The 25,528-nt window shown below is 36.6% G+C and carries 27 protein-coding genes and 1 tRNA gene; 2 read left to right on the top strand and 26 right to left on the bottom strand.

Features of this window, described 5'->3' with window-relative positions:
- Positions 1-79: 79 nt before the first annotated feature.
- The 15 genes from QBE53_06365 to QBE53_06295 form a co-directional block, all read right to left on the bottom strand.
- A complete protein-coding gene (locus tag QBE53_06365) occupies positions 80-664 on the bottom strand; it encodes a GNAT family N-acetyltransferase (protein ID WZL82731.1) in 585 nt (194 codons plus the stop codon).
- 790 nt (positions 665-1,454) lie between these two features.
- Complete coding sequence (locus QBE53_06360) at positions 1,455-2,183, bottom strand: hypothetical protein (protein WZL82730.1); 729 nt, start codon at positions 2,181-2,183, stop codon at positions 1,455-1,457.
- 269 nt (positions 2,184-2,452) lie between these two features.
- The gene (locus QBE53_06355) at positions 2,453-2,923 is read right to left on the bottom strand and encodes a hypothetical protein (protein ID WZL82729.1); all 471 of its coding nucleotides are present in this window, start codon (positions 2,921-2,923) and stop codon (positions 2,453-2,455) included.
- Positions 2,924-3,092: 169 nt separating this feature from the next.
- Positions 3,093-3,584 carry a hypothetical protein gene (locus tag QBE53_06350; protein ID WZL82728.1) on the bottom strand — a complete coding sequence of 164 codons (492 nt, stop codon included), beginning with the start codon at positions 3,582-3,584 and terminating at the stop codon, positions 3,093-3,095.
- Between the two features lie 202 nt (positions 3,585-3,786).
- On the bottom strand, positions 3,787-4,902 hold the full coding sequence (locus tag QBE53_06345; protein ID WZL82727.1) for a hypothetical protein: 1,116 nt from the start codon (positions 4,900-4,902) through the stop codon (positions 3,787-3,789).
- Entirely contained in the window at positions 4,895-5,413 is a 519-nt protein-coding gene (locus QBE53_06340) for a DUF4365 domain-containing protein (GenBank protein ID WZL82726.1), read from the bottom strand. Before QBE53_06340 ends, QBE53_06345 begins: the two co-directional genes overlap by 8 nt.
- A gap of 186 nt (positions 5,414-5,599) precedes the next feature.
- The gene (locus QBE53_06335) at positions 5,600-6,247 is read right to left on the bottom strand and encodes a hypothetical protein (GenBank protein WZL82725.1); all 648 of its coding nucleotides are present in this window, start codon (positions 6,245-6,247) and stop codon (positions 5,600-5,602) included.
- A 654-nt stretch (positions 6,248-6,901) separates the two neighbouring features.
- Complete coding sequence (locus tag QBE53_06330) at positions 6,902-7,675, bottom strand: nucleotidyltransferase domain-containing protein (protein WZL82724.1); 774 nt, start codon at positions 7,673-7,675, stop codon at positions 6,902-6,904.
- 229 nt (positions 7,676-7,904) lie between these two features.
- Positions 7,905-8,411 carry a hypothetical protein gene (locus QBE53_06325; GenBank protein ID WZL82723.1) on the bottom strand — a complete coding sequence of 169 codons (507 nt, stop codon included), beginning with the start codon at positions 8,409-8,411 and terminating at the stop codon, positions 7,905-7,907.
- 400 nt (positions 8,412-8,811) lie between these two features.
- A complete protein-coding gene (locus QBE53_06320) occupies positions 8,812-9,600 on the bottom strand; it encodes a hypothetical protein (protein ID WZL82722.1) in 789 nt (262 codons plus the stop codon).
- 217 nt (positions 9,601-9,817) lie between these two features.
- Positions 9,818-10,861 (bottom strand): hypothetical protein, encoded by a 1,044-nt coding sequence (locus tag QBE53_06315; GenBank protein ID WZL82721.1) that lies wholly within the window; start codon positions 10,859-10,861, stop codon positions 9,818-9,820.
- Between the two features lie 112 nt (positions 10,862-10,973).
- Positions 10,974-11,849: a tyrosine-type recombinase/integrase gene (locus QBE53_06310; GenBank protein ID WZL82720.1), complete on the bottom strand. Its 876-nt coding sequence runs from the start codon at positions 11,847-11,849 to the stop codon at positions 10,974-10,976.
- Positions 11,850-11,923: 74 nt separating this feature from the next.
- On the bottom strand, positions 11,924-12,382 hold the full coding sequence (locus QBE53_06305) for a hypothetical protein (protein WZL82719.1): 459 nt from the start codon (positions 12,380-12,382) through the stop codon (positions 11,924-11,926).
- Positions 12,383-12,470: 88 nt separating this feature from the next.
- Positions 12,471-12,881, bottom strand: a complete 411-nt coding sequence (locus tag QBE53_06300) for a DUF3788 domain-containing protein (GenBank protein WZL82718.1) — start codon at positions 12,879-12,881, stop codon at positions 12,471-12,473.
- A gap of 24 nt (positions 12,882-12,905) precedes the next feature.
- Entirely contained in the window at positions 12,906-13,565 is a 660-nt protein-coding gene (locus tag QBE53_06295) for a CDGSH iron-sulfur domain-containing protein (protein WZL82717.1), read from the bottom strand.
- A 114-nt stretch (positions 13,566-13,679) separates the two neighbouring features.
- Between QBE53_06295 and QBE53_06290 the strand changes: the two genes are divergently transcribed.
- Positions 13,680-14,201 (top strand): CDP-alcohol phosphatidyltransferase family protein, encoded by a 522-nt coding sequence (locus tag QBE53_06290; GenBank protein WZL82716.1) that lies wholly within the window; start codon positions 13,680-13,682, stop codon positions 14,199-14,201.
- Between the two features lie 166 nt (positions 14,202-14,367).
- Here QBE53_06290 and QBE53_06285 read toward each other — a convergent pair.
- Positions 14,368-14,439 (bottom strand) — tRNA-Gly (locus QBE53_06285).
- 386 nt (positions 14,440-14,825) lie between these two features.
- Between QBE53_06285 and QBE53_06280 the strand changes: the two genes are divergently transcribed.
- A complete protein-coding gene (locus QBE53_06280) occupies positions 14,826-15,848 on the top strand; it encodes a glycoside hydrolase family 3 N-terminal domain-containing protein (protein ID WZL82715.1) in 1,023 nt (340 codons plus the stop codon).
- On the opposite strand, the gene QBE53_06275 is transcribed toward QBE53_06280, so the two are convergent.
- From QBE53_06275 to QBE53_06230, 10 genes are all read right to left on the bottom strand, one after another.
- Positions 15,823-16,290, bottom strand: a complete 468-nt coding sequence (locus QBE53_06275) for a hypothetical protein (GenBank protein ID WZL82714.1) — start codon at positions 16,288-16,290, stop codon at positions 15,823-15,825. The genes QBE53_06280 and QBE53_06275 overlap by 26 nt on opposite strands.
- A 19-nt stretch (positions 16,291-16,309) precedes the next feature.
- The gene (locus tag QBE53_06270; GenBank protein WZL82713.1) at positions 16,310-16,726 is read right to left on the bottom strand and encodes a prepilin-type N-terminal cleavage/methylation domain-containing protein; all 417 of its coding nucleotides are present in this window, start codon (positions 16,724-16,726) and stop codon (positions 16,310-16,312) included.
- A 17-nt stretch (positions 16,727-16,743) separates the two neighbouring features.
- Positions 16,744-18,102 carry a hypothetical protein gene (locus QBE53_06265; GenBank protein WZL82712.1) on the bottom strand — a complete coding sequence of 453 codons (1,359 nt, stop codon included), beginning with the start codon at positions 18,100-18,102 and terminating at the stop codon, positions 16,744-16,746.
- 31 nt (positions 18,103-18,133) lie between these two features.
- Positions 18,134-19,321, bottom strand: coding sequence for an S-layer homology domain-containing protein (locus QBE53_06260; protein WZL82711.1), 1,188 nt, complete (start codon positions 19,319-19,321; stop codon positions 18,134-18,136).
- Positions 19,318-19,875, bottom strand: a complete 558-nt coding sequence (locus tag QBE53_06255) for a PilN domain-containing protein (GenBank protein ID WZL82710.1) — start codon at positions 19,873-19,875, stop codon at positions 19,318-19,320. Before QBE53_06255 ends, QBE53_06260 begins: the two co-directional genes overlap by 4 nt.
- 8 nt (positions 19,876-19,883) lie before the next feature.
- Positions 19,884-20,969: a pilus assembly protein PilM gene (gene pilM, locus QBE53_06250; GenBank protein WZL82709.1), complete on the bottom strand. Its 1,086-nt coding sequence runs from the start codon at positions 20,967-20,969 to the stop codon at positions 19,884-19,886.
- Positions 20,970-21,058: 89 nt separating this feature from the next.
- Positions 21,059-21,493 carry a prepilin-type N-terminal cleavage/methylation domain-containing protein gene (locus QBE53_06245; GenBank protein WZL82708.1) on the bottom strand — a complete coding sequence of 145 codons (435 nt, stop codon included), beginning with the start codon at positions 21,491-21,493 and terminating at the stop codon, positions 21,059-21,061.
- A 43-nt stretch (positions 21,494-21,536) separates the two neighbouring features.
- Entirely contained in the window at positions 21,537-22,742 is a 1,206-nt protein-coding gene (locus QBE53_06240) for a type II secretion system F family protein (protein ID WZL82707.1), read from the bottom strand.
- Positions 22,743-22,754: 12 nt separating this feature from the next.
- Positions 22,755-23,801, bottom strand: a complete 1,047-nt coding sequence (locus QBE53_06235; protein WZL83271.1) for a type IV pilus twitching motility protein PilT — start codon at positions 23,799-23,801, stop codon at positions 22,755-22,757.
- Positions 23,802-23,827: 26 nt separating this feature from the next.
- Positions 23,828-25,507 carry a GspE/PulE family protein gene (locus tag QBE53_06230; GenBank protein ID WZL82706.1) on the bottom strand — a complete coding sequence of 560 codons (1,680 nt, stop codon included), beginning with the start codon at positions 25,505-25,507 and terminating at the stop codon, positions 23,828-23,830.
- Between the last annotated feature and the right edge of the window lie 21 nt (positions 25,508-25,528).

The raw sequence follows: 25,528 nt of genomic DNA, 5'->3' as shown, positions 1-25,528 counted from the left end.
TCGGGAATTGGCGTGTTAGATGCAGTATTCACATGACCCCTTACGAAATACTTTAGCTTCAAATCGAACTACTTTTAGATTATTCCTTCATTGTTCCAAGAAATAAAATCATAAAATATTCATCAGCATATGTACCATCACTATATCTTAAAGCATGTTTCTTAGTACCATATGTGTCAAATCCCAAACTCTTATATAGGCCAACGGCACGTTCATTATTTGTGACAACTTCTAACTCAAGTTGCTCAACACCCTTCTCCTTACACCATGATATAGATTCCTTCATCATTATTCGTCCAATGCCTAGCCCCCATTTATCTTGCTTCACCGATATTCCCAACCCGGCACGATGTAAATATCGTCGATTACTCGATAAAAAGCCTACGGAACAATTTGCTACAATCTGACCCTCAACTTCTGCTATCAGAAACTGTTTGCTGTCATCTGTTGTAAGTCCACTGATAAAATTCTCTTCTTGCTCCAGCGTAAACCCAAACTCTCCTGGTTCTCGTGCTAAGAATTTTGTCTCACAATCAACTTCCTTCATATAATCGATAAGAGCCTGTGCATCTCTTAATTCTGGCATCCTAATAACTAGCTGCTTGCCATCTTTCAACTCATACTTCTCTTGGTACATCTCAGTTCTAACATCGTGATTACACATAGGTAAATCCTCCATTCAAAATTGTCTGTTAGTATCGTTATGTCATAAATGTCGCTAATGTCAACAATCATGTGTAACCACCTCCTTCAAAATCATCTATATTAAAATGTATAAGCATTGTAATAGCAAAAATATGCTATCTATATTACCGAATGTGGATATTGCATCTAACGGACCGCCAGTTTACGACGACAGGGCGCTTACAGGATGAGCTTATGGCTGTGAGCTTGCGAACGCCCTATGCGATTCCGACTCGGTTTGCAATCTGCTTGGCGTAAACTGGGTGTTATACGCCGCTTATCCTATTCTCTTCAGGCGGTCCATATCTCATCCTTCAGCTCGATTGCGTTAACTTCCAATAACTATCATCGGTTTGGACGCTCACGGAATCGAGTTGATGAATAAGTCGTCACCTTAGTTTCGTTGAGTTCTTAACGGCTATATTGTAAGTCTTAAAACTACAGTGCTTCGTTAAGAACGGTGGTATAACTTTGATGTACGTCATCGCGACAAGCTTTATCTTATTCATCAACGACTTCTTTATGTTCCGAAAAACTGTCAGTTCCAGCAATCCTCATAAGGCGTACGTTGATTCTTGCGGATAAAGCTTACTTCTTCAAGCACTTCTTACTTCGTTAGACTAAAACATATATTTCCTTCATCCTCCGCAAGAATCCATGGGATCAGTTGCGTATAACGTTCCCGCTGTTCCCGACGTGTGCATCTTCCGATTTCCTGCGCATGTTGGGAACAGTGTGTTATACGAAGTCAATACCGGATATTGATAGTTCTAAGAAATCATCTCTAAAAAATAGCAAGCCGCTTGTGTCTCTTTATCTCTATATTCAGCCTTTCCAAGAATAAATTCCCCTAACGTAATACCCAATATTGTACAAGTTGCATATTCATAAATATAATCACTCAGAAATAAATACATAAACTTTCCTACTTCAATAATTGCACTAATTCCATCTTTACTAATTATATCAACAGAAAATATACTGGTATAAAATTTCTCTATATTAATAATATCAAAACTATTACTAAAGAATCTGAGTGAAGAAACTATTATAAAAGTTGATAAAAGTACATACATAAAAACATCAAAAAAATTGGTACTTATTTTCTTATGACAAAATATTAATCGCTGGCAATAATAAAGGAAAATGAGTAAATATATACTAATAATATTTATGACAACAAAATTTCTTACTTCACTACTAAAGTCTTTCATTATACTTTCCATACTCATGATTTTAATGTCATTATGCATACTATTCTGCTCTTCTATTATTGACACTAAAATATATGAGATTCCTTGTAGGTTATCTTCACTACTTTTATATAAATCTGTCATTTTTCCATCATTGAATATTAACACATCAAATTCTTCATTTTGATAAAGACTATTAAATTCATCAATTAATTCTGAAGAAATTGTTCGATATTCTATCCCTTTTTTTTTCAATAAATTTATGTTAGCTATTTTATTTTGATTATAATACGTTGAATCTTCCAAGTCATGATCCTCCTTATAATCATTTATCAAACATTCCAATAATCTGTAATTAATTTCTTCATACAATACAATATTTGATGTATTACTTAATAAGGTATAAGAAGTAATTATTGTGACAATAAAAATCATTATAAAACCAGTCAAAAAAATCATAAATGATGTTCTCATATTTCTCCTTTAATTCAAAATAGGTATTGATTTCGTATAACGTTCCCGCAATTCCCGACGTGTACATAACTCCCAGCCTGTACATGTCGGGAATTGGCGTGTTAGTCGACGTTATTATCCGACTTAATTATATAATCTATAAGCTTCTCTACTTTATTCTTCAATCTTACTATCTGTTGGTATTCGGTAATAAATCCCGAATAAAACCCATCTTCAACAAGATGATTTTCAACATATCTATGTCTATTAATTTCATATCTTATCTCAAAATAACCTCTGTTATTTATCTTCGTTATTCTCAATTGAAATTCTCTCGGACTCATTGATGTTGTCTGTAAAGTAGATTTAGTTGAATCCAGTATACATTCTAATGAATTCGAAATATGTTTCAATTCATCTACATCAATCCAAATATCGACTTCTTGTATTCCGTACCTACTATCTTTTATGATTATTGATAACCTTGCACTAGGATAACGTCTCGCCTCAACTTCAATTAATTTAATCGATAAATCCGATTCATCTTCAGTAGACCTTAATATATAATCTATCATTCTTTCATCTCTATTCATTATGCCACTCCACTTTTGTTTACCTGATACAAGACGAGGTTAATAATGTTGACTAACGTTCCCACTGTTCCCGACGTGTGCATCCTCTTTATTCCTGCGCATGTTGGGAACAGTGTGTTAGGCGATGGAATCAATGGAAGCAACCGGTACCTTTCTATTCAACTTTTAATCATTGAGTATAAATTAATTCTTCTCGAATACTAATGACCTGATTATCTTGTATAACAATAAAATAAGGTATTCTTTGTTTATCAAGGGAAATATTTTGATAAGATGATCCTTCTAAAAATTCTTGTTGTTCACTTGTTTCATAAATCCTGTCACTATCAGCTTCTTCAACAAACAATAACTTGGAGTCCGTGAAAATATACTTAGTCTTATCAGTTAATTCATAGGTTGTGACATCTTTTTCCGGATTATAAATATAATATCCATTTGGATAATCATTGGTTGCTGTCAAATTTAATTCTTTAATTCTATCTATATCATTTAAGGTTAGTATTTCAACAGAATCAACATAAAGTTCATTATCTTCGATATAGATATAACCTTCCAAATTCTGAACCTCTGATATGTTATTCTGCGAAAAAAAACCAGTATATGCGTTAACAATAAAATACGTAAATATTCCCACAGCAAAAATCAGTAAATATTTTTTCATACCCTCACCTTCCCTTTCGTATAACGTTATATAGTCATTATTCATATATGCACTTAATATTTTTTGGTCACCATCGATCTTATCAATTAAATGTACTAATTGATTCTTTCACCTAACGTTCCGGCTGTTCCCGACGTGTGCATCCTCCGATTTCCTGCGCATGTTGGGAACAGTCTGTTAGCCGAAGTCAGATGATGACAACCTATTGTACATTGAATCCATGCGGATTTTCTAAAAACCACCTATTTCTACTCTTGTCTAGCGTGCCTGAAATTTCAACAGGTCTTGAATCTCTGTGTGCATCACAGGCAAGTGTATATTCTTCTTCATTCAACTGAGTCTTTACATAGTGGGTGCTTCCTTCTACATTCCAAACAATAGTTATTACTCTATCTTTAGCTCTATTCTCTTTATAATCTACCCACTTCTTATGTAAAGTGCTCACGTATCCAACTATATCGACCTCAATATAATTCTCTTCATTACGATAAAAATCGGAAAGTCTTTTCATAACTGCAAAATCATCTGTTCGCAAAGGTACTCTAACAGGAATCTCTTTAGATTGTGGCATATAATTAGCCCAACTTACTCTTGACTCAATCTCAATATCACCTTGATAACTTGTAATATCTAAAATTGCATCGCACATATTCGCGTTTAATCCAATACGATAAGAAATATCTTGTAAATCTTCCTCATCATTAACAGTAGAAATTAGCTCAAATCCTTTTTGAATTCTTTCTATAGCTTTCCTTGTCATAGGGTAATCGTGCATACCATCTACACCTAATTGAATCCCATCCTCAAAGATATCGTGTGTTTCAATATTGACAATAAAGCTACCTTTTTGAGTCTGCGCAAATCTAAACTCATTTGCATATTTCATGCTGTCTTTTGTCATTCTAGGCACTACAGGGATAGGTCTTGTTTCATTACACACTGAATATATAATGAGTTCTTTTATTCCTGAAACAAGCCTTGAAGCAAGTTCCAAAGGTATACTTCCGTTGCTAGCACTTGAAGAAATAAGCCTTAAACTCAATACATCCTTACTTGTATTTAAAATATTCCTTATAATTGACGGTTGAGTATCATTTTGCAAGACACTTAGAGTTCTAACAACATTTCTAACCTTATCTGTATAGTCATCAAATTCGATGCTTGAAGGAAAAACTATCTTATATGACTTTGAATACTCTTCAAATAGCTTCTCATAGACATATAAATTAGGATTCTTATGTAATAACTTGGACCAACCATTTACTTTCAAATATATTTCTAGATTTTCCGGTAAAATTCTTTCAACAAAATCAAGCACCCAAATCATCTCCTTCCGTAACTTTGTTCATTAGCTGAATCAACGTGTCAGGAGTTAATATCTGATGCCTTGGAATATGAATTCTTCTAGTTTCACTGTTACTAGAAGAATCCATTCCTTTTAAATCACACCACCATGCACAATTTCTTAATACAGTCTCCTCTTCACAAACATGGAGCCATTCATTAGAATTAGCTGGTAACTTTAATAGGATTAGTATTCTTGGTATACCAACCTTAGTCTTTGCCAAGTGATTATAATTCCTTACATCCAGATCATATACTATTTCTGTTTCTCTTACTTCGACGTTTTTTGATGCCTTTAATTGAAAGTCAATTTGGAAACCTGAATCTGATCTACTTCCATCTGGTAAAGTTTCAACTTCACGAAAACAACCATCAAGCTTATAATCGAATTCAAATCCCAAGCTACAATTCATCCCTGCATTATGACCAACTGCTAGAGCATACGCTCTACTTAACCCTTCTTTCATATGCTCTTCTGTAATCATATAACTACTCCCTTCTACATATATCGAATCATCTGATTTTGGCTAACGGACCGCCGGTTTACGCTGTACGGGAGCTTACAGGATGAGCTTATGGCTGTGAGCCTGCGAACGCCTTATGCGATTCCGACTCGGTTAGCGAGCCCTATAGCGTAAAACGGGTGTTAGACGAATTATGAGACGCCAAGTTTAAAATGTATTTGCCATAAACTGCTCAATTCCATTAAGCATATTCACAACATCATTAAAATCATAATCATCAAACTTTCCATGTGCTGCTGAGTTACCTACATCAAGCCATGATTGTATCAATCTCCACTGTGGAGTAGAATATACTCCTTGTTTCTTCAACTCATCATTAAGACGCGCGGCTTTAAGATTTTCAGTTATATCTTCACGCCTTGCAATTCGTTTCAAAGTATCTTCAACTACAACACGTCCCAAAACAGCAGCAGGATCTTTATGTTGTGCTTTCAACAAGTGCTTTGCTTCTTCAAGCACACTATCAAATATCTCGCCGGCTATTACAAACTCCTGACCTTCTATAAAACCGTTCTCAACATCATCAAGCGCTCCAATTAGTAAGCCTTTTATAGCCTTGACGTGCGAAGTTTTGGAAACTTGCCCAGTTAACTTGTTCAACTCACGCTTATGAATACTATGAGTTCCAAAAACGACTTGCACTATATTCTTAACTTTGGTAAGCCATGCATTTAGGGTCACTTTCTCACCTATATAATCACCATATGTATCCTGAACTGTTGAATCTAGAACATCATCCGCTTCATCAATCAGTTCCCTAATGCGTTCGACATACCGCTTCATTTTGTACTTCATTGTGCTCTCCTTTCGAAACCAAGTCTCATGTTTTGTCTAACGGACCGCCAGTTTGCGACGACAGGGCGCTTACAGGATGAGCTTATGGCTGTGAGCTTGCGAACGCCCTATGCGATTCCGACTCGGTTTGCAATCTGCTTGGCGTAAACTGGGTGTTATACGCCGCTTATCCTATTCTCTTCAGGCGGTCCATATCTCATCCTTCAGCTCGATTGCGTCAACATCCAATAACTATCATCGGTTTGGACGCTCACGGAATCGAGTTGATGAATAAGTCGTCACCTTCGTTTCGTTGAGTTCTTAACGGCTATATTATAAGTCTTAAAACTACAGTGCTTCGTTAAGAACGGTGCTATAACTTTGATGTACGTCATCGCGACAAGCTTTATCTTGTTCATCAACGACTTCTTTATGTTCCGACAAACTGTCAGTTCCAGCAATCCTCATAAGGCGTACGTTGATTCTTGCGGATAAAGCTTACTTCTTCAAGCACTTCTTACGTCGATATACTAAAATATATATTCGGTTCATCCTCCGCAAGAATCCATGGGATCAGTTGCGTATAACGTTCCCACGATTGCCGCAGCGTGCATCCACCTTGTTCTTGCGCGTTGCGGCAATCGGTGTGTTATCGGGCGTTCATAACGGAAGCTTTCAATTATTCCAAGCTTCGTCTAAAGTATTTAAAAACAAATCATCTAACTGGCTAACATCGTTATTCTTAATATATTCCAGCGACTTGGCTAATTCTTCAAAATACTCTATCTTCTCTTCGATAAACTGATTCAATAAAGGTATTCTTGCCTCTTCTTTCAATTCTGAACTGATTTTCTTTCTTTCAAGCAGATTCTTGATTTCATCTATCACATCACTCGGTATCTCTAGTGAAGTCATCAATTCTTCAAATAGCATCGGTGGCTGACTTCCATGTTCTTCTATCCACATACATGCCATTAACGGTCGAATTACATAAAAATATTTCTTAATCTTCACATAATCTTTCTTCAGATACTCGCGGTAATTTCCTTTCGCCATACTAAGATAATGATAAATGCATGATTTGCTGATAAAATAGTCATTCATTAATTCTCTCAAATTGTCCGCAAAAGATGTGTCCTGCATATAAACAATCGGCGAACTTAACCATTCTAATAATGTAGGATTTGATCTCTTATATAACATCAATGCCTTTTGAATATCCCAACCATTGACATCTAATACCTCATCAATAGGCACTTCGATTACGTCCCTTTTCTCTTTCATCGACAAATACCAGTTCAATTTGCTTATATAAATAAATCTCACATCGTAATCGCTATCAGTCGATTCAAATCCCCAGCCTCGGCTTCCAGATTCAACCGCATATAAAATCTTAACGCTATGTTCGTTTTCAATTCTATTTAATTCGTTCAATATTGCTTCTTTCATTGCTATCCCTCTCAATCAGTATAAAATCTTGATTCAAAACCAGTTATGAATGCCCGATAACGTTCCGCGTATGGACGACGTGGACATCCTCCGATTCCCTGTCCATGTTGGCCATACGCTGTTAGGTGATGCTCTATAATTATGAGAAACGAAGCCACGGACGGCGTAGTGACGACTCTTGATGGCGATATTTATTTGTCCGCAAATTCCCACTAGTTCTTAATTTTGATTACTGTTTCCCCATATCAAGATAATCATCTTGTAACGACTCTAGATACTCCAAATATTCATCCCATCTAAATTCACCATCACTATCAATAAATTCATTCGGAAAGCAATATTCATAATAACTTTGAGATATAGCATCTGGATTAATTTCTTTATAATTTACTCTCATATAAAGAATGATTGCATCTTCAGTCTGTGTTACCCCCATCGTGAAAGTTGGTTCATCATTAAATGGTGGAGAGATGATTTCTTCCATTTCTTTTACATACTGAACAATTTTATCTTTATTCAATTCGTCAAAAAAATATGTATCTCTGGATTCTATGCTTATTACATTATTATCACTCTTAATAACTTCAATTTCTGTTTTCCAGTTTACTTCAATATCTAATAAATTGGTTTTTTCTTCAGCTAACTTATATATAATTTTTTCATTTCGATCATCCGATTTTACACAAGCAGATGAAATAAGACAACATGCCAAGATAATTAATATTATTTTTTTCATTATTCTTTTCTATACTTACCTTTCATTAAATATCCATAGTATATTCTCATTTAATAATTTTAATTTATATAAATCAGAATTCCCCCTTACTGCTACGAACTATTTCTCTTAGCAGATTTAGCACTACATGGAAGTAGTGCGGAAGCAAATAATTAGAGTTTCACCTAACGTTCCCACAGTTCCCGACGTGTGCATCCTCCGATTTCCTGCGCATGTCGGGAATTGGCGTGTTAGATGGTGCCCTACCTATCCGAGGAACGAAGCCACGGACGGCGTAGTGACGACTAATTACAATTACTTAATCTTATTAATGTTAATCAATTACACTTATATCTCAAATTTCAATTCGTGATACACATATTGCTAACCATGATACACAGATATTCCTCTTTTATGATGATTAATCTAATCCCATTGCATGTTCATATGTAGCAAATCTCATTATTTCTGGATTATAGTAAAATCCATTTAAAATATTCGGTAACTCATTACTTATGAATTCTTCAGTAACGTCATATGACTGCAAATCTATACTCGTTTCTGCATTTATTATATTTCTTGTATATGGTAAGGCAGAAACAGAATACTTATCAGGGATTACGTAATCAAACTCCACACTTTTTATCTCATCAAATATTGCAAGAATTATTATTGAATCTTGTATTTCCCTATTATAATAAAAGTAGTAACGTTGATTCTCATATCTTAGGTCTAACTCATATGTTATCTTCAAATTGCTTTCGTTCATTTCGACTGTTAATAATTGTAACCCTTTGGGTTGCAATAAAGAAGCCATTTCATACAAATCAACATCGTCAAAATTAGTTATCTTATATTGAGCAAATTTCTCATAATCATATAAATAACCTGAATTGCTAAATCTGTTTGTATCATAATTTAAATCACTTACAACACTAGCTATCTCTTTCGCTTCTTCATCAGACTGCACATTAGTATCTACCCTTTCATCAATTAAGCTTGAAAGTTTGATGTTTTCTTCTGATAACTGTTCAAACGATAACTGAAGAGAATCATTAATAACTCTCTCATCTAAATACATATTATTCGAAATCTCTAATTCATCTTCAAGATTTGTTATCTTATCTTCATATTCTTTTATAATTGCTTTATTATTTGAGCATCCTGTTAAAAGGGCTAAACATATAACTGCTATTAATAATTTATCCATTGCATTTATCCTCACCTATGTAATTAACATAATTCATCCCACTAAATCAAAATTTGTCACTTGACCGTTCCATTCAATTTCTATCACCAAATACCAGCACTACATGGACGTAGTGCGGAAACATCATTGTAGGGTTTCATCTAACGTTCCGGCTGTTCCCGACGTGTGCATCCTCCGATTTCCTGTGCATGTTGGGAACAGTGTGTTAGAGGAAGTACTATACGGACGTTCCCCATTTCATTCGCCTTCTATCAATCGTCTGAAGCATTGATAAGTACTTTCTAGTAAATCTTGATTCTTCACCTGCAGTGTATATATCTAAAGTCCTCTTGATTGTATGAATTGCAGAAGTCGCACCTACTGCTGCTGAAGTTATTGTCTCTAATGATGTATTGCCATTAATAATGCTCCAAACCTGAAAAGCCGTTGATGCAGTTAACGGAGCTAATAGTAAAAATTGTCTTCTAAGTTCTCTAACAGTATAATTAAGCTCCTCTTCAAAATCTCCCATAGCTTCACCTGTTTCTAATTTCAATAAATAACTATCGATTTGTCTCTGAAAAGCATTTAAGGCTTCTCTGTAATCATTCTCAGCTCTAAATTCTATAATCGTATTAAGATCTATTTTAGAAATCCCCTTTGGTAGGTATAACTCAATTATAGATTTAGCTACTCGGTATCTTTTCACAATCTGTTCTTTATTTTTATTATTATCCGCATTTATCCTCATTGAATCCCTTGACAAAAGATTGTATCTACTCATTAGTGGCTTGTCTGTGATACATTGCAAGTTATGTCTTTCAGCAATTACATTAGACAAAATAGTCATATACGTATTCCCAATTTCCGGGTTAAACAAAGTACCTACATTTGAATTTGTTGCAAATCCATTTCTTATACAAAATTCCCTAAATTCATAAATTGTCTTTTCATCGTAAACAAGAAACTTATGTGTGTTAGGATCACTTAAATGCCTCATCACATCTGTTTTATGAAATATATGTCTATATATTTCTGGATTCTTTAAAATACGTTGGATAACATCGAGCGCTATATGGGATGCCCACTCTGCATCAGCGTAACTTGGTCTATAAAAATTAAATAAATCTGTCTCTTCTCGAACTTTCAAGGTTAAATCTGATAGAGTCGAATCACCAGATAAAGGTATAATAGGTCTGAGTTCTCCAATATATAATAATGCAAATTTAAGCCAATTTTCATCCTCTACTTCAAATCCAGGATAATATAATACTCTATTCACAATTTTCCTCCTCTGAATTACTTAAACAGTATAGTATTTCCTCTAACTTTTATATTGTAGCATTGCGGCAATACAACATATATGTGTAGGCTTTACGCATTGCGACAATAAATCACATTAGGTCCAGGGGGTTGATAATCTTCTGGATCTCTTGTGTGGATACGTGGGTGTAGCGTTCTGTTGTCCGTGAACTTTTATGTCCCAGTAGTTGCTGTATGTGTCGCAGGCTGACGCCACTTTCGAGTAAGTGTGTTGCGTAGGAATGACGCAAGGCATGGAAAGAGTAGATTTTCTTGATGCCTGCTTTTTCCCGGTTTTGATGAAAGACATTCTGTAATGAGCGCACACTAATAGGACCTGATTTAGTGGCGTTCTCAAAGAGCCACTCACCAGGCTTATATTGCTTATAGTATTCTCGAAGTTGTTCAAGCATTTTTATTGAAAGGCCCGTAATTCGATCTTTTCGTCCTTTTCCTTGATGAATGACAACCACCATACGTTTGCTATCTATATCTGTTACTTTTAGATTTGCCACTTCACTGACGCGTAGACCACATGAGTAGGCTAACATCAGTTCTGTCTTATGCTTTAAATTTTCAGTAACTTCAAACAATCTTTTGACATCATCTTTACTCATAACCTTGGGTAGCTTATGAACAGATTTTGGGCGTATATATCCATGTAATCGTTCACTATTTAACTTAAAGCGAAACTGTGAATATATTTTTACTGCGTTAATCATCTGATTGACATATGCATGACTTAGCTGTCGCTCATTAAGTAGGGTCAACAGATAATCTTCTATACTCTCAGGTGACATCTTACCATTTAAAGCATGGTCAAGATGCTTGATGTGATTAACATACGACTTGATAGTCTTTGGACTATAACCTTTTTTTATCATGTAATTTTTCATTTGCTGTATTGAGTTGATTTTTGACGTATTTCCCTTGTAGCGAGCCACTTGTTCCCTTACCAATAACATCATTTATCCTCCCTAATAAATATGTTAAGTTCTCATCTGTTCAATTATAGCACACTTTTTCACCTCTATGCACTACGTTATCTATTTAATACTCTAAATTCTCTTTTATAAAAACTTGTGATGATTGTGTATCCAAAGATGACTTTAAAAATCGTTAAAAAACCTTCCCCGTCATAACGCATCAAAATGCTGATTGGGTATAACAAAAAGGTATCATGTAATATAGGTAAAAAACTTAAGGGTATTGCCAAAGAAAAATACAGCGAAGGTATCCCCATAAAGACAAGCTTAGAATGGCTTATCGTCCACTTTCCAACTTTATTATATTCACTAATAAGATGTTCCACACCTAATAGTACACCGATTCCTCCAAAAATCAGGAACGACAATAGCGACATCTGCATAATACTGGTATCATATGCACGTTTGTATGCTTCAGTTAGTTTACCTAACGCTGATTGACCTAAAAAGACTACCATAAGAATTAATGCGATAATAAGAAAATGTTGTATCCACTTTTCATTTTTTGATTTCACGATATACTCCCTTCTGTTGACCGAAGATATAATATTATTAAAATTATACCATATTTTTAATAATATTAAACAGCAAATTAGACTTGTGTTATTTTTTATTCGGTTTTCGCTTAATTGCCAATAATTTTATCAACTCAGGTATGTCTTCTTTATTTTTAAGGTCAAACATCATCCACTTTCCATCATGATATGTTTTGGCTTCATCATAGATAAACTGTACTTTTATTGAATACTTATCTCGTTCTTGTTCGAACTTGGTCCGTTCATTTTTCCCAAAGATAATCATAAATCCAATTTGGCTATCTCTAGCATATAATGCACAGAGTGTCTTGCCACCTCTTCGATATTTATATTCATATGTCCAGGTTTTCCCACCATTATTCCACAGACAATCCATTGCATAAAGGTTTTCAATAGATGTACATACTTCATCCCATACATCATATAGTTCCTTTCCAAGTAAAGTAATCATCATTTCTTTATCTGGATTTTTTAGCATAGGTAGCCCTCCCTTATATAATAGCTATTCCCCTTCATCGTTAAAACTTTGATCAATATGTTCACCATCGCAAAACGGCTTATTCTTTGAATGTCCGCATCGACATAGGGTATAGTGATCTTGCGTTTCCGGTTTTTTTTCACCTTCCAAGCGAATGCCACCTTGCACAATATAAGGACCGTTTTTTATCACGATAATCTCTGGTTCTGCATGGTATGCTTGATACTCTATCCCGTTTAGTCGATACGCCAATGCGCCTGAAGGACAACGCCTTATAGCACGAATGATATCTTCTACTGACCCATTATCTGTTATAATCCATGGGTGGCGATATTTATCAAAAACCAATGGTAAATCGCTAAGACAATATCCCACATGAGCGCAAATACGTCGATTATCTGTTATGGTAATCTGAGTCCGCTCCCCTATATAATCCTTTCGTTTTCCAGGTTCCCACTGACTGCCTTTATCCTCATCAAACTCTTCAACAAAGTGGCTTCCATCACAAAAAGGCTTGTCTTTTGAGTATCCACAACGGCAAAGGTTGATTTCCTTGGGAATCATCTTTGACGGGTCGCTAAATTTTTCCACACCTTTTTTTATCTTAAGGCGTGGAGGGTTTATTACCTTAATCGGACCATTTTTTTGAATTTGAATAACTCTTTCTTGGGGGTTTTCTGACATCCTTTCACATCCTTTTTAGTATTTGTAGCGATTATTGTTTGTCCTTATATAACAATTCCGCTATAATAGAAACATACATTAATTAAAATCAACTGACGAATGCGAGGGTTGCTTATGAAATACGTTCCAAACATTTTAACCGTCATCCGCCTGTTACTCGTCCCATTGTTTGCCATTGTATATTTTTCCAGTGCTTCCCGCGGGCACTTGATTGCACTAATAATCTTTCTCGTTGCCAGCTTCACTGATTTTCTAGATGGGTATCTAGCAAGAAAATACCAAAGCATCAGTAAAATAGGTACTGTATTAGATCCTTTAGCTGACAAGCTGATGCTTTTAACTGCATTAGGATCTTTAGCTATTGATTATGCCATTCCTTTTGTAATCTTTTACCTCTTCTTAGCCAAAGAGATTTTTATGATTTTGGCAGGAGCTATCTTGTGGTACCGTAAGGAAAGGATGGTCATTGCTTCTAGCCTTCCGGGAAAAGCTGCCACAGCACTCTCTATGTTAATGGTCATCTTATTGATTATCTATCCACACAATTCTATACTTGTCGGTGGGCTTATTGTCGCATTTGCTTTAAAGCTAATTGCTCTCTTGACCTATGTCAAAGTCTATAAAGCAAAAGCCTAGATAAAAACAAGCCATGCTCAACACTTAATAGATCTTGTATCTTCTGATGTATACCTATGTTTATGGTAGCAGAAGATATGATTTTTTTCAATGTTGATGCATGTCTTTTTTTACGCACAAAAAAAGCCCCAAAACCCTAGTTATCTAGAATCTTAGAACTTCTGAGAGCGCGAGACGGGATTCGAACCCGCGACCCTCGCCTTGGCAAGGCGATGCTCTACCACTGAGCCACTCACGCATATAGTAAATCATGTTTATGTAGACTTGATAGATAATTCAAGCTATTGGCTTGTGCTCTATCGCTACCGACTTGATGAATTATAGCATAGGAAAAAAATATTGTCAATAGACCTTTTGCAAAAAACTTGTTATAATTGTGGAACACTATATCTTAGGAGATTCATTATGTTAAAGACTAAAAAAAATATATCCCTTATAATTATTTTATTTTTACTGGTAGGAGCCTTTGCTTTATTTATCTTTTGGTTTTGTCCATCAAAAAGTTTTGCGCCTTCACCGAGATTTCCTTGGCGTCTATCCACAAATCTAAGCCATGAATCCACAGCGACTTCTCTCGACTTACCTTCTAACACCATGTCTTGGATAGATAAGAAGTTAGCTACCATGACAATTGAGGACAAAGTTGCGCAACTTTTTATGATTGATCTGTATACAGTGAATAATACGCCCGGACTTTTATCGACTTCTACTGAGATTGAAGATTTTTTATCCGCTTATCCGGTCGGAGGTATTATTCTCTTTGGAGAAAATATTAGTACCGCTACACAAACCCAACAATTAATTACTGACTTGCAATCAACTGCGGATATTCCTTTGTTCATGAGTGTTGATGAAGAAGGTGGACTTGTATCACGTATGGGCTCCAAAGATATCGGCGTGACTCACCTTCCCACCGCTGCTAAGCTAGCATCAAACTATAGCATTGGCGAAGTCCATGCCTTAGCTAAAACGTTAGGGCAGCAATTGGCTTCTATTGGCATTAATATGAACTTTGCTCCAGTTCTTGATGTGAATACCAATCCAGACAATCCCGTCATTGGTACACGTGCTTTTAGTTCAGACCCTAGCATTGTAGGAGACTATGGAACTGCGTTTATGGAAGGGCTTATGGAATCCTATGTGCTTCCTGTCGGCAAGCATTTTCCGGGACATGGTGATACACAGACAGATACCCATCTTGAAGTGACCTCTATTGATCATTCTCTTGACCGTCTACGCAGTGTCGAATGGCTTCCATTTCAACAAGCAATTAACGATGGTATTCCCGTACTAATGACTGGGCATATCCATACACCCAACGTAAGTGATGATAACCTTCCGGCTTCTCTTTCGAAAGTTATGACCACGGATTATCTACGCAACGAACTGGGATTTGATGGTGTCGTTGTCACCGATTCCCTTCGTATGAAAGCTATAAGCGATACTTATCCCGCTTCTGAGGTTGGTGTCCTTGTCATTGAATCCGGCAGTGATCTCATCCTCTTACCTGATGATTTTTATGAGGCTTATGAAGGCATAATAAACGCCCTAGCTTCCGGTCGAATGAGAGAGGAGAGGATCGACCTTTCACTAAGGCGAATATTGACTTTAAAAAATACTCTTATGGTGCAACCGGAGGAAGGGTAAATCCTACACGTTCACCAAGTGTTGTGGCTGCTGCATCAATAGTTGATATATTATTTAACAGTACTTCTGTTTCTAATGTACTCCCTTTTGTGTCTAAGGTAATAATCAGAAGGTACCTGGAATTATCCTCTTTCAGTTCAAACGCAACGCTTTGCATTCCATCTGCCGATAAAGAAATCGTCGAACTTCCATCGTCGAGCATAACGACATTATTGTCTACATAGATTTCATAGTCCATGCCAGGTAGCATAGACGTATCCGATAACTCGATGTCCACACTATTACGTACCTCTTGCGTAATACGAAGTGCTGCCATCCTTAGATTTGCCTGTTCTTGGGTTTGTCCGGAACCATAGTTGATTCCATCTACATTAAAGACCAAAAAACCAAAAATCATGGTTATAACAATACCCATAATAGCAATGACTGTCACAATTTCCATTAATGTAAATCCAACCTCGTCATGGACTTTCTTCTGTATATAACGGAATAAACATATATATACTCTCTTCAAGATAATCGCCACCTTTACCTTCTTTTATAATCGTTAAGCCTTGAGCGTTAAAGTCAACCAATGTACCACTGCTCCAATCAAATACAATCGGCTGATCATCAATTACGCGCGATGCATCTAAAGCCAAATATGTCGCCCCGGTTGTATCCGTGGGCAATTGTCGCACTTTAGCCAGTTCCCCTTCATATTCTTTTTGTATAGTATACGCCTGCTTTGACAACTCTTTTGAAGCAAATAGCGTGTTATATGCAAAGTGCAATCCACTAAAAGCTGCAATCATAATAATCGATAATAATGCAATGGATAAAATCAATTCAAGTAGCGTAAATCCAGCTTGATGCATGATTTTTCTTTTTATTGACATAGCATTTCCACCTCTTCTCATTCCCAATATGCAATTCCCATTTCTTTATATAAAATCACATTTGGATCGGACGGATTCAACTGATGAAAGGATGATGAAGCCTCAATATTAACTTCTTTGGCATAGATTCCTCCATAAACTGTTGTCGCCCCGTTCTTTAAGTTTACAATTGCCTCTGGACCAATGATAAATCCGTAAAAATCCGGATTACTATCTATCTCTGCCACAATCGGACGCGAAGTAAGCGGGTTTAAATAAAAGGTCAATAATTCCGGATGTCCAGCAACACCGATAAGCGTATTTTTGACAATGGTCAAATCTACTTGATTATCTTCTGGTATATCCATTATATAAAACCATATCCGATTATCGTTATGCACATTAATAGTTCCTGAAATTTCAATCCCATCTTCTACGATAACCATTACGTTATGGTTCCCATATATGTCCAACGTCGCATCTTTTCCAAAATTCGCCTCACCTTCAAGATAAAGGATAAGCCATTTTTCTGCGCCGCCGGGATTGGATGTTGACAACTCAAACGTATCTTCATGATCTTCATAGGGCTGCATATAATACTTTGCAAAATCCGTATTAACAGCTATGCTTCCAGTATAATCATCATCCCATCGGCTGATAATCATTGATTCTCGAATATCCACATCTATATCATATTCGCCAAACATCATCATCTCTGCCGGCGTAAGTCCACCACCTGTTTGTTTAACAAGTTTTATACCTGCCTGACTTGGATCAATAAATGTCCCTGACTGATCCAAGGCATCATAGATATCTGAAATCTCAGGTACTGCAATAGTAATATTATTTGCAGTATTTCGTGTCACTGTCCCAGTAACTCCATCTTCATCTCCTGCGGGCTTAAATTCTATATCTCCACCTGAGCCCAAGTCGCCATCAAAGTCCTTGATACTCACATCATCCATTGTTTCTTTTGCATAGACTCCAAAATCCAGATTCGAGCGTTCACGGTATTCCATCATGATTTTAACCGTCGCTTGCGCCTCTTGATATGTTCCTGTGGAGATGATACGGTAGAATCCATCTTCGTCAACACGCTCAACACTAACAACGGCATCTCCTACACCATCTAGCATATTATTTGCCTGGGTAATCTGTTGTCCGCTATAAAAGTATTGATAATATGCATTATCCATTCGTTCTAATTCCATTGCAACAGATTCCGCACCTGCACGAGCGATATAATACGCTTTCATCTCGTTCGTCTGATAGCGCACCTGATTGTTTTCACTGGTTGTTATTTGAATAAGACCTGCTACTAACAAAAAGGAGACAACCATCACGACGAGAATATATGCAAATGTTGATCCTTTTTCCCCACGTATTTTCACATTCATTTTCTTCACCTACTCTTCACGAATCACAAGCTTATTTATGATAGTATAATAAGTAGACAGCTTCTGCTTTTGTCAATTGCCCATTAAGGTTTGACCAATTTTTGGCAGGTACACCTTTATCTGCAACTAAAGCATTACCAATATTGGCAAAAGAATAATCTTGAGTTCCTTTGATGTTATTCATAATATATTCAATCTCACCATAAGTGATAGGATTTCTCGGGCGCAATGTATTATCTGTATATCCTTCAATGATTCCACTGATATATCCGCGATATATAGCTTTTGCAAAGGCATTTTCAAGACTTCCTAGCTCATCGTAATCATCAAAGGATGTTAAGTCCATGGTATCTTCTTCATTGACACTTTCCCATCCGTAGACTTTATCCATCATAACGATAAATTCACCACGGGTTATAGGTGTATCCGGTTTAAATGTCATATAAGGGTCTAAAAACAAATATCCCGCTTGTAAAAACTCGTTAATCTCAGCTTCCATATAATGTCCTTCAATATCTGTAAATGCGTAATTCAAATCATAATTAAATAGTCCTTGATCTTCTTGTGTATAAATATAGCGTACAGCTTCTGGATTTGGTTGATAAGGGGCAAACGGATCTTCCTTATAAAACAGATCATCAATATACCATTCATAAAGTTGATCTTTTATGTTTACATCGGCTACAAGTGTATATACGGCTAACTCCATCTGACCTACAACTTCATCAATCGATTTTTTGCTAAGATTGGCATATGTCATATTGACATGTTTTTGAAACTGCCACATGTTTTTAAATACATTCACAACAGAGCCATATTGACCTTCGCTTGTGATTTCAATAACGTCTTTTTGAAAAGTTATCCCTTCAATCTCCACCTGTTCAGGTGTTCTAAAACTTAACAAAGTTCCTTCAAGGAATGGGATATTCAAAAAGTCATTAAATAAAAGTATTAACTCTTCTTGAGGCGTTGTATTAAAATATTGTGCCGCTTTTTGTTCAATGGCAACATAGTTTGTCTCTATCTTTTGATCGAGCATCTCTTCATTTTTTATCATCGTTTCCAAACGTTCAAGTTCTACCGTCTCAACCCGAAGTTCTTGGCGCATAGCTTCCATTTCAATCCATTGCGGCTCTAAAATATATACAAATGCTACCCACAGGATGATAAAGGTAATTAAACTAATTAGCAAAATATGTTCACGCGTTGATATCCTCATTGAGTGTCACCTCCAATCACTGCTTGCATGGAGAATTGATAATCATGGATTTCGGTTTCATCTTGTTCAATACTCGAAATAAACACGTCTCCAATGGTATCCGTCAAGCGTAAATTATGTGCAAATTCAGCAATGGCAGGTCGATTGTCAGCTCGGCCGACGATAAACATTTGCCCTTCAATGATTTCAAGCTTTTCCAAATTAGCATCCATCGGTATATTGTCACTAAGTAGTGCCAATATATTTTCTGATACTTGATTTTCCGATAGAATCACTCGATTGGCCGCATCAATATTTTGCTGAATATTTTCCAATTGGACAAGAAGCTCTTCTTTTTCCATAATACGAGTAATATCATCGTTGGACTGAATCTCTCGAATACGATCTTTGGTTATGTTTAGGTTCATCTGGAGTGCTGACTTTTGCGTATATGTCCATGCAACAATTCCAACCATTCCAAGTATCAGTGTTACACATATGATTGACGCAATAATCATACTCGGTTTTTTCGGTTTTTTCGCTTCATTTTCTTGAAAGAAATTATAATCAAACATCTCTCCACCTACCTTCGATACATAACGCCAAGTGCGTTAAGTACTTCTGAAAGTTCATATTGTCCATTCTGGCTTAAGGTCACAGAACTGATTTCTCGCACTCTTTCAACGGGTAGATTATATCTATTTTCAATATATGCTTCAATCCCATTGATTTTGGATATGCCACCATATAGATAGATATGCTCAATTTGTTCTTCATTGTTGCTGCGCGATACATAATATCTAAACACTTTTGTAATCTCATCCATCCATTGATCTAAGACAAATTGTATCGCTCGTGCGACACCGCTTTCCACAGATTCATCAATGCTATATTGGCTGATGTCATGTATCTCTTGCTTACGTACTTTGGCTTCATCCAAAGAAAGTTCTGTAAATTCCACAATGGCCTGATCGATATCTTTAGCTCCAAAGTTTAGCAACCGTTGAAAGCGAAACTTTCCATGTTTAAAAATATTCACACGTACTTTTTCGTATCCCAGGTCAATAAAAGCCACTGTCATGTGCTTAAAGTCTGAGCTTCGATTAATACGTTCTTGGTTTTCAATAAGTTTTCCCAATGCATTAGCCTGTGTATCTAAAACCATAGGAGTTAACCCGGCTTTATCAATAAAGGTCTTATATTGCTTAATCATGCGCTTAGGCACCGCTGTAACTAACATCTCAGCAAAAGGACTATTACCCGTCTGCATTTCTTCAATAAGAATAGATTGAACACTATAATTTTCCATATCTACCGGCAAAAACTGTTCTACTTCAAATTTTGCAATCTCTTGTAAATTTTCTTTATTAATACTTGGCACTTTTACATCACGCATAATCATCTGCCCGCTATCTGTTGTGCAAAAGCATCGATGGCTGTGAATATGATGCTGACGTAATGTGTTTTTTAGATTTTTACTTAACCATTCAATGTCTTTTATTTCTCCATCACTATAGAGACCACTCGGTATGGATTGGGTAATAACATCTTTGATGACGAGTTGATTTTTATGAACATCGCCATAGACAATCTTCATGGAATGCCCACCCATCTCTAAAGCGATAATATTTTTATTGATTTTTTTCAATTTATCTTTTTGTGCTTGCATTCCGCTCAACTCCTTCATGCCATTTGCCACTTTAAAAAGGGATCATGCGCTGGCCGGCAGCGCATGGGTGTATAAATATTAAAGCAAAACTATTCTTCTTGCCCAAATGCGGCTGCAGTATAGCCATCAATGCTATTATAAAAAATAGGATCTGCATCACTTTCGCTACCACTAAGCTGTACTGACGCAACGCCTTCATAAGTGCCTGTTCCCATAGTCACTGTTGCTGCCGTATAATCTTGAAGCACCGCCCCAGGATCCTCAACTAATCCTGCTCCATTAGATGTATCAATATCTGTTATATTCACAGCTGCTGGTTGTTCATTTGCAGCCCAGTAAAGTTCTGCGGCTCTGGCTACAACAGCTGCATATTCTTTATCTGCTGCAATCTCAGCTTGGGTGGTAAATCCAATGAGACGCGGTACAGCAATAAGTGCCAATATACCTAAGATAACAATAACGATAATAATCTCCATGAGTGTAAATCCTTCATTTTTTTTCATGTGTTTTGTTAGTTTTTTCATTCTTCATTCCTCCTCAATGTTCTTTTCTAAAAATATTATCCAGTTACTTTGATATTGTTTGAAACATATCAAACATGGGTAGTGCCATAGCAATAACAATAAATCCAACAATAAATGCCATCACTAAAATCATCATTGGCTCAAACATGGTGACCAATCTTGCTAATGCCGTCTCAACTTCTTCATCAAAAAAATCTGCTGTCTTATCCAAGATCTCGTCTAGTGTTCCCGACTCCTTTCCGATTTCCATCATTCCGTCAACCATCGGCGGGAACAAATGGCTCTCACGAACCACTTCGTGCAAGTCATTCCCCTTTTGAATATCCTCACGGAAGGATAGAATTGCTTCTGCAAATATTTGGTTACTAATCACATCTGCCAGATTTTTTAATGCGGTCAACATAGGTACGCCACTTGAAAGCATGGTGGATAGATTTCTTGTGAATCGTGCAGTGATGATTTTTGTATTCACATCTTTAACAACAGGTATCTTAATCTTTAACCAGTCTATATGGTGACGACCGATTTTTGAATGAATGTATTGATGCACAACAATCACCACGGTAAGAATGCCAATAAGTATAAGTACACTATGCGTGCGAACGAAGGTGCTAAATCCTAGAAGCATCTGTGTCATCATAGGTAATTCTACATCGCTTTTTTCAAACATGGATACAAATGTAGGAAGTATAAAAGTTACCAAAAATGCAACGACAAGTATTGACATAATCATGAGAATGATTGGATAGACCATTGCCGATTTGATTTTACTTTTTAGCTTGTTCTCTTTTTCAAAATAATCTGCTAAGCGTAGGAAAATTGTGTCCAAATTTCCACTCATCTCTCCCGACTCAACCATATATATCATGAGCTCCGGAAAAACTTTCGGATGGTTCTTCATGCTTAGCGAAAGCACCGTGCCTTTTTGTACGTCGCGATGCAGGTCACTGACCACCTCTTGAAACCTACGTTTTTTTATTTGTCGCTTCATAATATCCAAACTTTTGGAAATCGTACTTCCTGCCTTTAACATGGCATGAAGCTGGCGGCAAAAAAAGGATAAATCTTTGGCTTTGACTCCTGCCCAAAAAGCCACCTCTTTAGTTCCTACCTGTTGCTTTTCTTGAATATCGATAGGATAGTTGTTATTGTTTTTGAGCATTTCGATAACATCACGGCGTTGATCTGCTACAAAAATACCTTCAACGATTTCTCCATTAGCCTTCATTGCTTTATATTGATATTCCATAATTCACCTTCTCTAGTAAGAGATTTCTTTTAACAACTCTTCTCGGTCAAATGCATATTCAACGGCTACCTCACTTGTAATTTTTCCTTTTTTATATAGCGACTCCAAGTATTGATCCATTGTAATCATCCCGCTGTTTTTTCCGGTCTGGATTTCATTAAGGATTTGATGGGTTTTTTGTTCACGTATTAAGTTTCGCACCGCCATCGTCGGAAGCAGTATCTCCACAGCAGGAACGCGTCCTTTTAATTCTTTTGTTGGAAGCAACTGTTGAGAAATAACCCCTTGGAGTACAGATGCTACCTGCATACGTATTTGCGATTTGCTATGTTCTGGAAAGGCATCAATAATACGGTCAATGGTTTTTGCACTTCCAATCGTATGTAATGTACTAAAAACAAGATGCCCCGTCTCTGCTGCAGTAAGTGCAATCTCGATAGTTTCTAAGTCTCGCATCTCTCCGACAAGAATAACGTCTGGGTCTTGTCGTAAGGCTGCACGTAACGCTTTGTTAAAGGATTGGGAATCTGTCCCTATCTCCCGTTGACCTACGACACTTTTTTTGTCAGAAAATAGGTATTCAATCGGATCTTCTAACGTAATAATATGACACTGTCGCGTTTTGTTGATTTCTTCAATTAAAGATGCCAGTGTCGTTGATTTTCCGCTTCCTGTCGGTCCGGTCACCAAAACCAAACCATTTTTTAAACTTGTTAGCCGTAACAAACTGTCCGGAATATTTAATTGAGCTAATGTTGGAATCTCAAAGTTCACCATCCGCATCGCTAAACAATAAGTGTTGCGTTGTCTATAACCATTGACACGGTATCTTCCCGTTCCTGGAACCGAATAGGAAAAGTCAAACTCACCTTGTTTTTCTAACATTTCCAGCTGTTCTACAGATAACATGGTCTTTAACAGTTGATAGATTTCTTCATTGGATATAGGCTCATCCCCTATTGAATGTAGAATCCCATCAATACGCAAAATAGGTTTTGTTCCGGCTTTTAGATGAATATCTGATGCTTTCGTTTCTTTACCTTTTTGTAGTATCTCCATTATATCCAAGAGATCTCCTCCTCTCCTTATTCTGTTCCGCTAGATAACTTGACCAACTCTTCGACTGTGGTTATTCCCTGTAGAACTAAGTCTAAGCAACTACTGTAAAGGGTTGTCATTCCTTCTTCCATCGCTTTTTTCTTCAAGATATCCGCACTCTTATTCTCATCAATGAGGGTACGAATTCCATAGGTTATTGGCATAATTTCATAGACGGCAATACGCCCTTTATATCCTGTATGGTTACACAAATTACATCCTTCACCACGGTATAGGGTGTTTGTTTGATTTTTTATAACTTTTAGCTCATGTGCACTAGCTTCATAAGGTTGCTTACAGTTAGTACATATGCGCTTAACCAAACGCTGCGCCACAATCCCTTTAATGGAACTGGATAATAGATAGGGTTCTACTCCCATGTTGACCAGTCGTGGGATTGAAGATGCTGTGTCATTGGTATGCAAAGTCGATAAGACAAGGTGTCCGGTGATTGCTGCTCGAACAGCAATCTCTGCTGTTTCCCCATCACGGATTTCACCGATCATAATAACATCTGGATCTTGGCGTAATATGGCGCGTAGACTATTTGCAAATGTTAATCCTGCCTTGACATTGACTTGTGTCTGATTGATACCTTTAATCCTATACTCTACCGGATCTTCTACTGTTATGATGTTTTGCTTGATATTATTTATCTCCATCAAGGTTGCATAGAGGGTTGTCGATTTTCCACTACCCGTCGGTCCAGTTACTAGGATGATACCGTTAGGAACATGAATCATATGTTCATATCGATTGGATTTAAACTCTGTCATGCCCAGCTCTTTAATTGTTAAGAGCTTGGCACTGCGATCAAGTAGACGTATGACAGCTTTTTCTCCATAAATTGTTGGCATCACGGAGATTCGTAAATCAATCGAACGTCCGTTATATTCCACTTCCACGCGACCATCTTGTGGCACTCTGTTTTCTGCTATATCCATATATCCCATGATTTTAATACGTGTAATCAATGATGAATGGGATTTTTTATTAAGCTGCATATGTTCATACAAGTCACCGTCTACACGAAAACGAATACGTACCGCTTGATCATCCGGTTCAATATGGATATCACTGACATTGCTTTCAGCTGCTTGTAAAATAATAGAATCAATGAGTTTAACAACCGGAGCATTATTTACATCCGATATAGATTCTAAATCCAATTGCTCTTCATCCATATTCCCTGTGAATTTATGACTAAATTCACTTACAGCTGCCTCAGCCGAGCGTTTTTTATAATATTGCTCTATGGCTAAGAGAATCTCTTTTTCTGTTGCCAAATATGGCTTTATATTTAATCCGGTAGCAAGTTTCAAATCATCAATCGCAAATAAATTCAGTGGATCTGCCATTGCTACTTCCAAATTTTTATTATCTACATTTATAGGTATGAGCATATATCTTCGCGCCATCTTGGAACTAATGAGTGCTGTCGCTCGTTCATTCACATCATAGGTATTTAATTGAACACGAGGAATTTGATATTGAACTTCCAGCACTTCGATAATCTGCTTTTCGGTTACATACCTTTCATCAATGAGTATCTTACCTAATACCTCTTTGCGTTCCCCCTGCAAACGTAATGCCTCTAATAATTGTTCATCTGTTATTATTTCACTATCAACCAGAATCTCTCCTAGACGTTTTACGCGTTCAACCATCTTATCACCTTCTTTTACTAT

It is taken from the genome of Vallitaleaceae bacterium 9-2, from assembly GCA_038396585.1.
Classification (GTDB): domain Bacteria; phylum Bacillota; class Clostridia; order Lachnospirales; family Vallitaleaceae; genus UBA1351.
The sequence above is the reverse complement of the archived record's forward strand: the minus strand, read 5'-3'. Positions and strand labels throughout refer to the sequence as shown.